The organism is Mycolicibacterium palauense (genome assembly GCF_002592005.1).
Lineage (GTDB): Bacteria > Actinomycetota > Actinomycetes > Mycobacteriales > Mycobacteriaceae > Mycobacterium > Mycobacterium palauense.
The window spans coordinates 1-14,085 of sequence record NZ_NVQF01000114.1; the positions used below are offsets into that span (position 1 = coordinate 1).

Here is a 14,085-nt window from a genome sequence, read left to right on the forward strand (position 1 = left end):
CACGTACACCGTGCGCGGGGCCTGCGGTTGGGGCGCCTCCTGGACCACGGGCACCGGCGCCTGAATGGTCTCCGGCGGCGGCTCGGGCGCGGGCGGCGGGACCACGGCCTCGGGGGCCGGGGGCTGCGCCTCGGGCACCTGGGTGGGGATGATGGCGCTCTCGGCGGGGCTGGGCCGTTCATCCACGGTCGGGCGGATACTGACGGCCAGCGAGATCACCAGGGCCGTCACCCCGATGACGAACACCGAGGTCAATGCGCTGCCGACGAGCAGGAACGGCTTGCGGCCCGACTCGGCGTCCCCGCCGTCGATATCACCGTCGATATCGCCGTCGAACTCCCCGAGGAAATCGGCGTCCTGCTCGGCGTCGACCTCGCTGTAGGCCAGCGGCGCCGGCGCCCCGGTGTAGCCGGCCCCGGCGGCCTGGGTGATCTCCGCACCGGCCGGGTAGGCCCCGGCGGTGGTGCCCTCGCCGCCGTCGAGGGCATAGGCCAGGCCCACGGTGGAGGCCTCGAACAGCGGGGCGTTGGCGGCGGCCAGCGCGGCGCCACGGGCCAGCGCGAGCTCGGGCTCCTCGGGCGCGGTCACCGGCAGCGACGTCGCCGACTCCAGCTGCAGCCTGATCGCGGCGATGCTGACGCCGGAGCCGAGCACGAACACGCCCTGCGGCGGGGTCTTCAGGTCGGTCAGGCCGGCGACCATGCCGGTCAGCTCGGCGACGGCGTCCTCGGTGTGCAGGTCCTGGCGCTGCACCTTGACCACCGACCCGTCGGCGGTGTCGACCACCGACAGCGTGGCGGTGTCGCGTTCCAGGAACAACAGCGCGGTGCGGTCGTATCCCACCGCGGCACCGACCGTCTGGGCCAGCGCCCCGGCGGCGTGCAGCTCGGAAACCAGCATGACGTCGTCGATGTCGCGGGCCGCCAGGCCGTTCCGCAGCGCCGCGGCCTCCGCGTGGTCGTGCCAGGTGATGCCGGTGGCGACCAGCCGGTGGCCGCCCTCCCGCGCGCTTTCGCGGGTGCCCAGCAGCGCGGCGATGACCTGTTCGGAGGCCGTTGCCGAGGCCTCCCCGGTGGCGACGTCGAACACGTCGTGGTCGACGGTGACCCCGTCGGCCTTTTCTCCCTCCACCAGCACCATGCGGACCGTCGTAGGCGTCATCGACACCCCGAGTGCGATGTCCACTGCCCCTCCACAATATTTGCTACCTGCGTCAATTCCAGCCGGGCGCCGACCCCTCGAGCGCTACGCGACCAACTCGTATATCGAGCCTCCCACCTGCTGTGTTACATGTGCGGCAGGTGGGCGTTCGCGCGGCGGTGAGCATCGGCGCGGACCCCTCGACATCCGGTAGCTATCACCATACGCGGGCCGGGCGGCCCCGCCAGTGGGATGCTCGTGGGGTGAGCAGCAGCGTGGACTTCCATTTCGACCCGATGTGCCCGTTCGCCTACCAGACCTCGCTGTGGATCCGGGCGGTGCGCGACCAGACGCCCCTGACGGTGAACTGGCGGTTCTTCAGCCTGGAGGAGGTCAACCGGGTCGAGGGCAAGAAACACCCGTGGGAGCGGGACTGGTCCTACGGCTGGTCGCTGATGCGGATCGGGGCGCTGTTGCGCCGCAGCGGCCAGGAAATGCTGGACCGCTGGTACGCGGCGATCGGCGCCGAACTGCACGACCGCGGCGGCAAGCCGCACGACCCCGACGTCGCGCGCCGGCTGCTGGGCGAGATCGGCGCCCCCGAGGCCTTCGACGCCGCCCTGGCCGATCCGAGCACCCACGACGAGGTGCGCGCCGACCACCAACGCGTGCTCGACGCCGGCGGCTACGGGGTGCCGACGCTGTTCCTGGACGGGCAGTGCCTGTTCGGGCCGGTGCTGGTGGACCCGCCGACCGGGCCCGAGGCGCTGACGCTGTGGACCGTGGTGACCGGGATGGCCGCCCTGCCGCACGTCTACGAGCTGCAGCGGCCCAAGACCGCCGCCGACGCGGAGCTGATCGGCGCGAGCCTGCGCCCCTACCTGGACGGCCGGGACTGGGTGAGCATCAACCGCGGCGAGGTCGTCGACGTCGAGGGCCTGACCGGCGGGGCTACTCGGACCTGATGAAGTTCAGATACGAACGCGAGGGAGTCGGCCCGCGCTGGCCCTGGTACTTCGAGCCGACCTTCTCGCTGCCGTAGGGGTGCTCGGCCGGGCTGGTCAGCCGCAGCAGGCACAGCTGGCCGATCTTCATGCCCGGCCACAGCGTGATCGGCAGGTTGGCGACGTTGGACAGTTCCAGGGTGATGTGCCCGCTGAAGCCGGGGTCGATGAACCCCGCCGTCGAGTGGGTCAGCAGACCCAGCCGGCCCAGCGACGACTTGCCCTCCAGCCGACCGGCCAGGTCGTCGGGCAGGCTGCACACCTCCAGCGTCGAACCCAGCACGAACTCCCCCGGGTGCAGCACGAACGGGTCGCCGGCCGCGCACTCGACCAGGCTGGTCAGGTCGTCCTGGCGCAGTGCGGGGTCGATGTGGGTGTACCGCAGGTTGTTGAACACCCGGAACAGGCTGTCCAGGCGCACGTCCACGCTGGACGGCTGCACCAGGGCATCCTCGAACGGCTCGATGGCGAGGCGGCCGGTCGCCAGCTCCGCCCTGATATCACGATCGGAGAGCAGCACCCGACGAGCGTATCGGCCCCGCGCCGGTGCGCATTGGTGAGGATCGCCGCACAGTTGCTATCCTTCCTCAGCACATGCCGATGTAGTTCAATGGCAGAACATCAGCTTCCCAAGCTGAATACGCGGGTTCGATTCCCGTCATCGGCTCCACGAAACTACGGCTAGCTGCAATGCGCCGCGCGCGCCGGGACGGCACCGTAGACCCGTGGCACAGCGCGTGACCGCGGGCGCGGCGATCGTCGGACGCGAGGCGGAGGTCGCCGAGCTCACCCGGTTCGTCGCGCGGTCGGCGATCAGCGGTGCGACTCGATTGCTGGTCGGGCCGGCTGGTGTGGGCAAAACGCGGCTTCTCGAGGAGATGCACTCGATCGCGGCGAGATCTGGTGCGCTCGTCCTGGCGACCTCCGGAACCGAGTTCGACGCGTCGATGAGCCACGCCGGCCTCAACCGGCTGCTCCGACCGCTGCGGACGCACCTCGACGAGCTCGATTCGGCGTACCGCCAAGGCCTGGCCGTCGCCCTGGGCTATGCGGCCGGACCACCCGCCACGGCGCTGCTGGTCTGTGGTGCGACGCTGACGTTGCTCGAGAGGATCGCGTGCCGGCAACCGGTCGTCGTCGCCGTCGACGATCTGCACTGGCTCGACGAGGCGAGCCTTCGGGTGCTGTCCTTCGTCGCCCAGCATGTGGCGGATTCTCGCATCGGCTTCATCGCCACGGTGCGCGACTCGAGACAGGTTTCCCCGCGGATCGCCCTCGACGGCGACGCAGATACCGACATCGCCGTGCAGCCGCTCACCGACCGTGACGCGGAAGTTCTCGTGGATCTCTGGCACCCTGCGCTACCGATCCTCGCTCGACGCCGAGTCCTGCACCAGGCGCAGGGCAACCCACTGGCCATCCGCGAACTCGGCAGGGTGCTGGAACAGACGCCCCGCGGCGCCGGGAGCGCCCTCGATCACATACCGATGACCGATCGGCTCAAGCAGTCGCTTTCCTATCGCATCTGTGACCTTCCGGTCGAGACGCGGCACTGCCTGCTGCTGCTGGCCCTCGACGACCGAGAAGATATGGCCGCGTTGAGAGAACTCGACATCCACCTCGGGGCGCTCGTCCCCGCCGAGGACGCCGGCCTGGTAGTCGTGGATCAGGCGCGGCTGTCGATCAGGTTCGCCCATCCGCTGATCCGGGCTACCGTCGTCGAGGAATCGACGTCGGAGCAGCGCCGGGAGGCCCACGGCGTGATCGCCGAGACGTTACGGAACGTGCCGTCGAAGCGGGCATGGCATCTCGCCGAGGCCGCGCTCGACGTGGACGGTGACACCGCGGACCTGCTCGAGGAGACCGCAACCGATGCGCTACGGCGTGGGGATGCCTACGGTTGCGCCGGTGCGCTCGCACGTGCGGCACGGTTGAGTCCGGATACGGATGGCCGCGGTCGCCGGCTCGCCCTGGCGGCCTACCTCCACGCAGAAGTGATCGGTGAACCGGTCGATGCCTCACAGCACCTCGACGACTTTCGGACCCTGCCGAGGCGGGGGCCGGGCTCGCTGCACGCCGTGATCGCGACTGCGATCGTCTACGCCGACACCGGGGGCGATTGTGGATCGGCGCACCGCATGATCGACAACGCGGTCAGGTCCGGGGCACATCGTTGGCGGGCCTGCGACAGCGAGCTCATCGAGGTGTTCTACACCTGGTTCATCATCTGTTGGCAGGCGGGCGTACCGGCCTACTGGGAGACCTACTTCAGCGCCCTCGCTCAGCTTCGGCCCGATTGCCCCACAGAGCTTCTGGTGCTGAGTCGCGCCTTCGGCGATCCCGTCCGCCTCGGGTCCGGGGTTCGCCGACAGCTGCGTTCTCTCATCGACGCGCAGCCCGATGACGGCGATCCGATGACCACGGTCCGCTTGAACACCGCCGCCGTCTACGTCGACCTGCTGGCGGCGGGCCGGAAATCCACCTGGCGTCTCATCGAAGCCGGTCGTCGTGGTGACGCGATGAGAACGTATTTCCGTGCGTTGATGCTGCAGTGCCTTGATGACTACGTGTCCGGGCACTGGCAGCGCGCACAGGAGTTGGCGCAAGAGGGCCTGGCCGGAGCCGGGAACACCGGGTTGACGACCAGCTGGTATTTCCTTTACGTGCAGGCGCTTCTCGCCGCGGTCCGCGGAGATGCCGCCGGGGCCGAGACATGGGCCGCCGAACTCGACCGCACGACGCTGTCCCGGGAGGCCTTCGGAATACAGCGGTTGAGCCATCACGCCCGGGCCCTGGCGGCCGAGGCGGCCGAAGACTGGGAAGGCGCCTATCGCCACGCGATCGCCTTCAGTCCGCCGGGAACGTTCGCGCGGTACGAGCCCCATGCCCTCTGGCTCGCCTATGACGTGGTTGAGGCGTCGCTGCGCACCGGGCGTCGCGAGGAGGCGATCAGGCACGTCCACGCGATGGAAGACTCCGGTGTTGCCGAGCTCTCCCCACGGCTTGCGCTGCTGGTTGGGGGGGCTGCAGCGCTGGTCGCCGATAGCGGCCGCAGCCTGAAGATGTTCGAAGCTGCCCTGTGCGGGGAGGAGACCCGGTGCTGGCCGTTCGACCATGCGCGGGTACAACTCGAGTACGGCAGTCGACTGCGGCGCGAACAACGCCTGAAGGACGCACGGATCGCGCTGCACGAGTCACTTGAGACCTTCGAGGCGATCGGTGCCCACCCATGGGCCGTTCGTGCCCGCGCCGAGCTTCGGGCCGCCCGGGATGTGTCGACCGTTCCTCGGGAGATGCCCGCTCTCACCCCACAGGAATGGGCCATCGCAGATCTGGCGGCACGCGGGTTGTCCAACAAGGAGATCGGCGCGCAGCTCTACCTGTCGTCGCGAACGGTCGGAGGTCACCTTTACCGGATCTATCCGAAGCTCGGGATCGGTAACCGGGCGGCCCTTCGCGATGCCCTCTCCACGCTGCGCTCAGACACTGCCGGCGACCTCCACCAGTGACTTGATCGCGCGCCGCTCATCCATCGCCGCGTACGCATCTCCGATGTGGTCGAGGTCTGTGACGAAGTCGAACACCGGGCTGGGATCGACGCGTTGGGCCAACACATCGGCCAACAGAGTCGGCAAATAGGCACGGACCGGCGCGGGTCCGCCGCGCACGCCGACATTGCGCGCGAAGATCCTCTCCGCGGGAATGTGCACACCGTGCGGGAGTCCGACGTTGCCGACCATGCCCCCTGCCCGGCACACGCCGATCGCCGTCCGGACCGACTCGCCGGTCCCGACGCACTCGAGTGCGGCATCGACACCGATCCCCTTGGTGAGGTCATTGACCAATTCCACTGCCTCACGTCCTCGCTCGGCCACAATATCCGTGGCGCCGAAGTGCTTGGCGAGGTGCTGCCTTCGCGGGTTGCGGCTCAAGGCGATGACGCGTTCGGCACCGAGTCGCTTGGCGGCGATGACGGCACACAGGCCCACCGCACCGTCGCCGACGACTGCGACGGTGTCGCCCGGCTCGACGCCCGCGCATACCGCGGCGTGGTAACCGGTACCCATCACATCCGACAGCGTCAGCAGCGCCGCACGGAGGAGCGGAGAATAGTCCGAGATCGCTCCCGGCACCTTCACCAAGGTGCCGTCGGCCAGCGGGACACGGACGAGTTCGGCTTGGCCACCGCTGTGGCTGTCGCGTGGAATGAACCCACCGTTGACACACGCCGACGTCATTCCGTTCCGGCAGTTCGCGCAGGTTCCATCGCTGTATGTGAAGGGTGATATCACGAAGTCACCCGGGGCGACCGCGGTGACGTCGTCCCCGACCTGGTCGACAACCCCGATGAACTCGTGACCGATCGGACTGCCGGGCGCATAGTCACTTTCACCCCGGTAGAGCCAGAGGTCGGAACCGCACACGCAGGCCAGATCGACCCGCACCACGGCGTCGGCGCAGCTCTGGATGAGCGGGTCGCGACGCTGTTCGGTGGCGACCATCCCTTTCCCGAGGAAAACAGCTGCTCTCATACCGGACTCCCTGCTCTCAAGCTATTTCGTCTCAGACAGCCCACCACGCGCGCGCGGTCATAGTCTCGAGTCATTTGACTCCCGCTGGCCGGCTGCCGTATCTGAGTCGAATGACTCAGGAGAATCCGATCCGGGCTGTGGTCTGCTCGCTGTCACCACGCCGATGACGGCAAGCGTGCAACCCAAGGAGATCCCAGATGACACACATCCATCACGATTCGTCGAACGGCTTTCAGCGCCGGTTACTCTGCGAGTCCAGTGCCAGCTTCTCGATCAACGCGCCGACTTCGATGATCGACATCACCGAGTGGCTCTTCACCCTCGGCGACGAGGAATACATCAACTGCACGCCACGATCGAAGGCCCACCTTTCGGCGGGATTCACCCGCACGCCCGACGGACGACGGATGTCGATCAACGTCGAAGACATCGGTGGCGCCCTCATCGTGGAGCACTACGTCGAGGACATCAGCGAGAAGCTGCATTGCCGGGTCCACTCGATCTCCGACAACCTGATCGGCCGTGAATACACGAAAACCGAAGTCGTGTGGGAGCTGGTCGCCGATCACAAGGGCGATGGGTATCACGACTTCACCAACAACGTCTGGGTGTGGACGACACCGAACTACGACCGGTACATGGAAGCTCACCGCATCCCCTATGAGGAGGCCCGCCACGATTACCAGTCGGCGGTGTCGGTGCACAACGCCGAGGAGACGCCGTTCTTCGCCGCTTCGATCGAACGCCTGGCGCTCCGCGCCAAGGCACTGAGCTGAACCGGTACGGACTCGCGATCTGACCCGTCCCACTCAACATCCTCGGGCGCGGTCGCCTACGCATCGTGTTCGACGGCCACAACACCACCACCAAACCCAGCACCAGCCCCTACATGACCTGGGCCAACACCCCGACGAACCCCCACCGTTCTGAAGGGTCGGAACACGGCCGCGCTACGCCGTCAGCAGTCCTTCCTTGATCAGCCAGTCGCGCGCGACGATCGCGGGATCCTGACCGTCGTTGTCCACCTTGGCGTTCAGGCTCAGCATGACGTCGTTGGTGAGCTTCGGGTTGAGCTGTCCGAAGATCTCGGCCAGCTCGGGATGGGCGTCGAGCAGGTCGGTGTTGACGACCTCGGTGAGGTTGTACAGCGGAAAGAACTGCCTGTCGTCCTCGAGCACCCGCAGGTGCAGGGCGGGGATCCGGCCGTCGGTGGTGAACACCTCACCGAAGTTGCAGTCGCCCCGGGCCGTTGCGGTGTAGATGACACCGGTGTCCAGGGTGATGACGTTGCCCAGGTCGGCCCGCGACAGACCGTAGGTCTGCAGCATCGGCACGAAACCGTCATTGCGGCTGGCGAATTCGCTTTCCACGCAGAACGTCAGATCGGAGCGGTCCAGGGTGGCCAGATCGGAGAGCTTGGTGACCCCCAGCCGTTCGGCCTCCGGCTCGCGAATGGCGAAGGCGTAGGTGTTGTTCATCGGCGCGGGCGGCAGCCACGTCAGGCCGTTGGCGTGGTCCTCGGCGTTGACGGCCTGCCACTGCTCCGTCGACCCCTTGATGGGGTCCTCGTGGCCCAGGTAGTTGATCCAGCCGGTGCCGGTGTACTCGGGCGAGACATTGGCGTCGCCGGACAGCATGGCCTGCCGAACGCCGAAACTTCCCGGTGTGTTGGTCATGTTGGTGACGTCGGCGCCGGCGGCGTTGAGGATGATCGAGAGCATGTTGCCGAGGATCAGCTGCTCGGTGAAGTCCTTGGCCGCCACCGTGATCTTCACGCCGTCCAGCGAGTCGTAGTGCTTGATGGTGCCCGGCTGCGCGTCGAGCACGGTGCCGCTGGCCGACTGCAGCCCGCAACCGGCCAGCACCATCGCGGTGATGACGGCCAGGACCACTGCTCCCAGGGCTCGCGCGGCTCGCACGGCGATCACAGTCCCTTCGGCGCGGCGACCAGCTCGACGAGGCGTGCCAGCCAGTCGATGAACAGGGCCAGCGCGGCCACCAGAATCGCGCCGACCACCAGGGTCACCGGCTGCTGCAGCTTGATGCCGGTGGTGATCAGCTGCCCCAATCCGCCTGCGCCGGTGAACGATGCGAGCGCCGCGGTGCCGACGATGAGCACCAGCGCGGTGCGCACCCCCGCCACTATCACCGGCAACGCCAGGGGCAGTTCCACACGCAGCAGGGTCGCCGCGCCCGACATGCCCATGCCGCGGCCGGCCTCCACCAGCCGCGGGTCGACGCCGTCGAGACCGGTGACGGTGTTGGCCACGATCGGCAGGGCGCCGTACACGGTCAGCGCGACGACGGCACCCACCGGTCCGATGCCGAAGAGCACCGCTCCCAGCGCGATCAGCCCGATGGCCGGTGCCGCCTGCCCGAACCCGGCGATGGTGATGATCGGCTTGGCGTAGCGCCGCATCGGCCCGCGCGTCAACGCGACCCCGAGCGGAATGCCGACGGCGCAGGTCAATACGGTGGCCGCCAGGCTGACCGTCATGTGCTGGCTGAGCAGCTCGAGCAGGTTCGGCACACCCAGTGAACGCTGTTCGGAGGCGGACACGTCGGCGACCTGCACGTAGATGAGGCAGGCGGCCACCGCCACCACGCAGGCCAGCGGCTGCAACAGCCAACGGGCCCACCCGAACCCGGCACCGCGATGTTCGGTGGTGGAGTCGGCCGACTCCGCGACGTCTCCGCTGACGGGCGGCGCGGTCACGAGGTCCGCTCCGCGGCATGCGCGGCCGAGCGCAGACCCGACATCGCGTCCATGATGGTCTCCACCCGCACCACGCCCTGATACGTGTTGCGCCGCCCGGTCACGACGACCACGCCGTGCGAGGACGTCAGCATCTCGTCGAGCGCGTCGTTCAGCGTCGAGGCCAGGCTCACCGACTCCAGCTCGTCGTCGCGTGCCACCCGTTCCAGCGCCCGCGGGTTCTCCAGTTCCTCCAGCGACAGCCAGCGCTGCGGGCGGTCCTGGGCGTCGAGGACGATGACGTGTTCGCGTTCGATGGAACGCGCCTTGCGCACGGCGTCCCGCGGGTCGTCGCCGACGTGCGCCACGGCCGCCTCGTGCAGGTCCACGTCGCGCACCCGGGTCAGGGTGAGCTGTTTGAGGGCCGCGCCGGCGCCGACGAACGTGCGCACGAAGTCGTCGGCGGGGTTGTTGAGGATCTGTTCGGGGGTGTCGTACTGCACGATCCGGGAACCGGCCTGCAGGATCGCGATCCGGTCGCCGAGCTTGACCGCCTCGTCGAAGTCGTGGGTGACGAACACGATGGTCTTGTGCAGGTCCTCCTGCAGGCGCAGCAGTTCGTCCTGCAGCCGTTGGCGGGTGATCGGGTCCACCGCGCCGAACGGCTCGTCCATCAGCAGCACCGGCGGGTCGGCGGCCAGCGCCCGGGCCACCCCGACACGCTGCTGTTGGCCGCCGGACAGTTCCCGCGGGTAGCGGTCGCGGTACTGCGCCGGGTCGAGGCTGACCAGGTCGAGCAGTTCGTCGACGCGGGCGGCGATGCGCTCCTTGTCCCATTTGAGCAGCTTGGGCACGATCGCGATGTTGTCGCCGACGGTGAAGTGCGGGAACAGCCCGGCGCCCTGGATCACGTAGCCGATGTGGCGGCGCAGATCGTCGGGGTTGCGCCGGGTGATGTCGTCGTCGCCGATGAGGATGCGCCCGCTCGTCGGTTCGATCAGACGGTTGATCATCTTCATCGTCGTCGTCTTGCCGCAGCCCGACGGGCCGACGAGCATGACGATCTCCCCGGCCGGGATCTCCATCGTGATGTTGTCGACGGCGGGCTCCGAGTCCTCGCCGTAGCGTTTGGTCACCCCGTCGAGCAGGATGCGGGCACCGCCGGTCGCCGAGTCAGACATCTCCGAATCAGACACGGATCCCCCTTGGGGTGGTGAGACGGGTCAGGACGTTGAGCACGGTGTCGAGGATGACGGCCAGGATGAGGATCCCGATGGTCGCGGCGACGATCGAGTTGGTGGCGTTGGCCCCGCCCATCCGGGAGATGCCGGAGAAGATGTAGCCGCCGAGGCCGGGCCCCAGCGCGAAGGCCGCGATGGCCGCGATGCCCATCAGCATCTGCGCGGACACCCGCACGCCGGTCATGATCACCGGCCAGGCCAGCGGCAACTCCAGACGTACCAGCGTGGTCAGCCGGCTCATGCCCATCCCGCGCGCGGATTCGACCAGGGTCTTGTCCACACCGGAGAGTCCGACGACGACGTTGCGCAGGATCGGGAACACCCCGAAGAACGACAGCATGATCACCGAGGGCCACACGCCGAGGCCGACGATGCCGACGAGCACGCCGAGCAGGGCGTAGGACGGGATCGTCAGGCCGACGGCGGTGACGGTGTTCCCCAGTGCCACACCCCAGTGCGAGCGGTAGATCATGATCCCGATGAGCATGGCGATAACCGTCGAGAGCACCAGGGTCTGCACCACCAGACTCATGTGCTGGTAGGCGAGGAACGACAGCACCGACCAGCGATCTCGGACGAATTCCACGAAACCCACGCACGTCTGTATACCCCTGTCGGCATCCGGCAAACAGCGCTTTCCGTCTATCGGGCCGGGTGCGCCGAACCAGCCGAGGGGCGGTGGCGCGCTGGCAACGTCGACACCGGGTGCGCATCGTGGGGGGTCGGTCGGCATGCTGATCGGGCCCACCCGGAAGGCGCACGCGAAGGAGGTACGGGCATGGAGACGAGGTTGATCGCCGTGCTGGTCGTTGCGGTCCTGATCTCGGCGTTCGCCCGGCGCTACAACCTGTCCTCACCGCTGGTGCTCGTGGTGGCGGGGTTGTCGGCCAGCCTCATCCCGGGCCTCCCCGAGATCGACCTGAATCCCGAGTTCGTACTGTTCATCGTGTTGCCACCGCTGCTGTGGTCCGCCGGGCTGGAGAGCTCCTATGTGGCGTTGCGGAAGAACATTCGTCCGGTGGCCATGCTCGCGGTCGGCCTTCCGCTGGCCACGGCCCTGGCGGTCGTGCTCGTCGCCTACAAGACGGTGCCCGGGCTCAGCATCGCCTCGGCGCTGACCCTGGGAGCCATCGTCGCACCCCCGGACGCGGTGTCGGCCACCGCGATCGGCCGCCGGCTCGGCCTGTCCCGGCGGACCATGACCCTGCTGGGTGGTGAGAGCCTGCTCAACGACGCCACCGCGTTGACGGCCTACAAGGTGTCGCTGGCGGCGGCCATCGGCGTGGCCGCCAGCTGGGGAGCCGCCGCCGGGACGTTCGCCCTGGCTCTCGTCGGCGGTGTGCTGACGGGAGCGGCGTCGGGAGTCCTCCTGACCCATCTGCGCTCCCGGCTCGACGACCCGCTGGTGGAGAGCGCGATCGGCCTGACCGCCCCGTTCATCATCTACCTCGTCGCCGACGAGATCCGTGGCTCGGGTGTGCTGGCCGTCGTGGTGGCGGCGCTGATCCTCGGCCAACGGTCGACCCGGGCCGGATATGCGACCCGGTTGCAGGACGACGCGGTCTGGAAGGCGCTGCAACTGATTCTGGAGGCGTTCGCGTTCTTCATGATCGGCCTGCAACTGCCCGGCGTGCTCGACGACATCCGCGGCATGCCGGCGACGGTGATGCTGGGCTACTCGGCGGCGGTGCTCGCCGCGGTGATCGCGGTGCGGATCGTGTGGATCTACACGTTCACCTACGTGCCCCGCCTGGTGTCGGCCCGCGCCCGGAATCGTGCGGACGCTGCCAGCGTCGCGGAGGTGTTCGTCGTGGCGTGGGCCGGGATGCGCGGGGTGGTGTCGCTGGCGGCCGCGTTCGCCCTCCCCGCCACCACGTTGTCCGGCGCTCCGTTCCCGGGCCGCCCGCACATCGTGTACCTGACGTTCGTCGTGGTGGTCGGAACGCTGCTGCTGCACGGCCTCACGCTGCCGTGGATCATCAAGGCGCTCGGCGTTCGCGGGCACGACGAGCGGGCCGAGGCCGTGGCGGCGGCCGCCGCTCAGGAGCGCGCCGCGCGGGCGGCCGCGGACCGCCTCGACGATGTGCTGGCCGCCGTGCAGGCTCGGGGGCAGCGCACCGAGGCCCACGACCGCGCCGCGGAGGCCCTGAAGAACTGGAACGCGCGGCGGCGTCACTCGGCCTGGGAGGGACTGCGGCCCGACCACGCCGAGACCGGCGAGTCCCAGACCGGCGAGTCCCTGAATGCGGTGTTCCGCCGGCTGCGCCTGGAGATGATCGAGGCGGAACGGGATGCGTTCATCGACGAACGCGACAGCGGTCGGATCGACGACGAGGTTCTACGGGCTGCGCTTCGCGGCCTGGATTTCGAGGAGGCGATCGTCAAACGCGAGTGAGCCACCGCTCTCCTGGAGAGCGATCCTGGCGTCAGCGGCCGCGCGCGGTCTCACGGCGGTTGGCCTTCTCGATCGCCGTGACCAGGTCGCCCTTGTTCATCGTGGAGCGGCCCGAAATATCAAGCCGGCGTGCGATATCCATGAGGTGCTTCTTGGTGGCATTCGCGTCGACACCTTCGGCGGTCCTGCCCGTGGCGTTCGGTCCACCACTTCGGGCACGCTCATCCGACGGTCCCTTCTTGTCCTTCTTCTCCCAGTGGTCGCCGACCTTCTCGAACTTGCGCTTGAGGGTGCTGTAGGCCACGCGGTGGGCGCGCTCGCCCTCGCCGTACTCCTTGGCCGCGCCGTCGTGGGCCTTGGCGAAGGTGCGCTGGGCCTTCTTCCCGGACTTCTGCAGGGTGCTCGGCAGTTCGCTCTTCCTGGGCTTGCCGCTCTTCTTGGTCATCGGCATGGGGATCTCCTCCCGATCGGGTCTTCAGCGACTACTGCGCTGGTTCCCCGTTGCCGGGCCCGGCCAAACGCGGCCCAACGACCGTCGAGCGCCGATCAGCGCAGGTAGACCTCGCCGCCGGAGGGATAACCGCCCCCGTGGGTGGTGATGTGGACGTGGTCGTAGTGCCCGTAGCCGCCGCGCTGCGATCCGCCCGGGGTGTAGTAGACACCGCGCCAGATGACGTCCTGGAGCGCGAATTTCTCGGCGTTCTTCAGGGCGTACGCCACGATCTGGTTCCCCAGCGCGATGCCGGAATCCGACCCCGCGTTCGGGATCATCACGTCCACGGCGAGCCCGTTGGGATGCCAGGGCAGCGCGTCGGGCCGGACCCCGCCCATGCTGGTGATCTCCGGGAAGATGGCGCTGATCGATCGGGCCGCCAGGATCGTCTTGACCTGCAGGCCCTGCTCCGGGCAGTCCCCGGGCGGCAGCACGGCCGGGATGGCGGCCTGCGGGGCGATCACTCGCAGTCGCGACGCGGAGATGACCTCACTCGTGACGGGGTTCGACCCTGCCTGCGCCAGGACGATCCCGCCGGCCTCTTCGGGGACGACGGCGGCGACGGGAGCGGGGACCGGGAACAGC

13 protein-coding genes and 1 tRNA gene are annotated in these 14,085 nt (G+C 68.5%); 5 read left to right on the forward strand and 9 right to left on the reverse strand.

The features are described from left to right. The coding region (locus CSR00_RS27095; protein ID WP_456093797.1) for a DUF7159 family protein at nt 1-1,185 on the reverse strand (1,185 nt) is incomplete at its 3' end. Nucleotides 1,186-1,403: 218 nt separating this feature from the next. On the opposite strand from CSR00_RS27095, the gene CSR00_RS27100 reads away from it, so the two are divergent. Next, nucleotides 1,404-2,105: a DsbA family oxidoreductase gene (locus tag CSR00_RS27100; protein WP_099025489.1), complete on the forward strand. Its 702-nt coding sequence runs from the start codon at nt 1,404-1,406 to the stop codon at nt 2,103-2,105. Here the strand turns inward: CSR00_RS27100 and dcd are convergent. Then, nucleotides 2,092-2,664, reverse strand: a complete 573-nt coding sequence (dcd, locus tag CSR00_RS27105; protein ID WP_099025490.1) for a dCTP deaminase — start codon at nt 2,662-2,664, stop codon at nt 2,092-2,094. The two genes, CSR00_RS27100 and dcd, sit on opposite strands and share 14 nt — an antisense overlap. A gap of 76 nt (nt 2,665-2,740) precedes the next feature. Between dcd and CSR00_RS27110 the strand changes: the two genes are divergently transcribed. Both CSR00_RS27110 and CSR00_RS27115 read left to right on the forward strand, forming a co-directional pair. Continuing rightward, nucleotides 2,741-2,814, forward strand: a tRNA-Gly gene (locus CSR00_RS27110). A gap of 55 nt (nt 2,815-2,869) precedes the next feature. Continuing rightward, nucleotides 2,870-5,653, forward strand: coding sequence for an ATP-binding protein (locus CSR00_RS27115; RefSeq protein WP_099025491.1), 2,784 nt, complete (start codon nt 2,870-2,872; stop codon nt 5,651-5,653). Here the strand turns inward: CSR00_RS27115 and CSR00_RS27120 are convergent. Beyond that, on the reverse strand, nt 5,624-6,676 hold the full coding sequence (locus CSR00_RS27120; RefSeq protein ID WP_099025492.1) for a zinc-dependent alcohol dehydrogenase family protein: 1,053 nt from the start codon (nt 6,674-6,676) through the stop codon (nt 5,624-5,626). The two genes, CSR00_RS27115 and CSR00_RS27120, sit on opposite strands and share 30 nt — an antisense overlap. A 197-nt stretch (nt 6,677-6,873) precedes the next feature. Here CSR00_RS27120 and CSR00_RS27125 point away from each other — a divergent pair, with 197 nt between their 5' ends. Further along, complete coding sequence (locus tag CSR00_RS27125; protein WP_099025493.1) at nt 6,874-7,452, forward strand: hypothetical protein; 579 nt, start codon at nt 6,874-6,876, stop codon at nt 7,450-7,452. 174 nt (nt 7,453-7,626) lie between these two features. Here CSR00_RS27125 and CSR00_RS27130 read toward each other — a convergent pair whose 3' ends face one another. The 4 genes from CSR00_RS27130 to CSR00_RS27145 all read right to left on the reverse strand — a co-directional run bounded on the left by CSR00_RS27130 (nt 7,627) and on the right by CSR00_RS27145 (nt 11,207). Next, the gene (locus tag CSR00_RS27130) at nt 7,627-8,544 is read right to left on the reverse strand and encodes a glycine betaine ABC transporter substrate-binding protein (protein WP_099025499.1); all 918 of its coding nucleotides are present in this window, start codon (nt 8,542-8,544) and stop codon (nt 7,627-7,629) included. Nucleotides 8,545-8,600: 56 nt separating this feature from the next. Continuing rightward, the gene (locus CSR00_RS27135) at nt 8,601-9,302 is read right to left on the reverse strand and encodes an ABC transporter permease (protein WP_245906634.1); all 702 of its coding nucleotides are present in this window, start codon (nt 9,300-9,302) and stop codon (nt 8,601-8,603) included. 86 nt (nt 9,303-9,388) lie between these two features. Continuing rightward, entirely contained in the window at nt 9,389-10,552 is a 1,164-nt protein-coding gene (locus tag CSR00_RS27140; protein WP_099025495.1) for an ABC transporter ATP-binding protein, read from the reverse strand. A gap of 7 nt (nt 10,553-10,559) precedes the next feature. After that, entirely contained in the window at nt 10,560-11,207 is a 648-nt protein-coding gene (locus CSR00_RS27145; protein WP_099025496.1) for an ABC transporter permease, read from the reverse strand. A gap of 183 nt (nt 11,208-11,390) precedes the next feature. On the opposite strand from CSR00_RS27145, the gene CSR00_RS27150 reads away from it, so the two are divergent. Continuing rightward, nucleotides 11,391-13,007: a Na+/H+ antiporter gene (locus tag CSR00_RS27150; RefSeq protein WP_099025497.1), complete on the forward strand. Its 1,617-nt coding sequence runs from the start codon at nt 11,391-11,393 to the stop codon at nt 13,005-13,007. A gap of 31 nt (nt 13,008-13,038) precedes the next feature. Here CSR00_RS27150 and CSR00_RS27155 read toward each other — a convergent pair whose 3' ends face one another. Together CSR00_RS27155 and CSR00_RS27160 are read right to left on the reverse strand one after the other, a co-directional pair. Further along, nucleotides 13,039-13,458, reverse strand: coding sequence for a ChaB family protein (locus CSR00_RS27155; RefSeq protein WP_099025498.1), 420 nt, complete (start codon nt 13,456-13,458; stop codon nt 13,039-13,041). Between the two features lie 95 nt (nt 13,459-13,553). Further along, the coding region (locus tag CSR00_RS27160) for a VldE C-terminal domain-containing protein (protein ID WP_245906630.1) at nt 13,554-14,085 on the reverse strand (532 nt) is incomplete at its 5' end.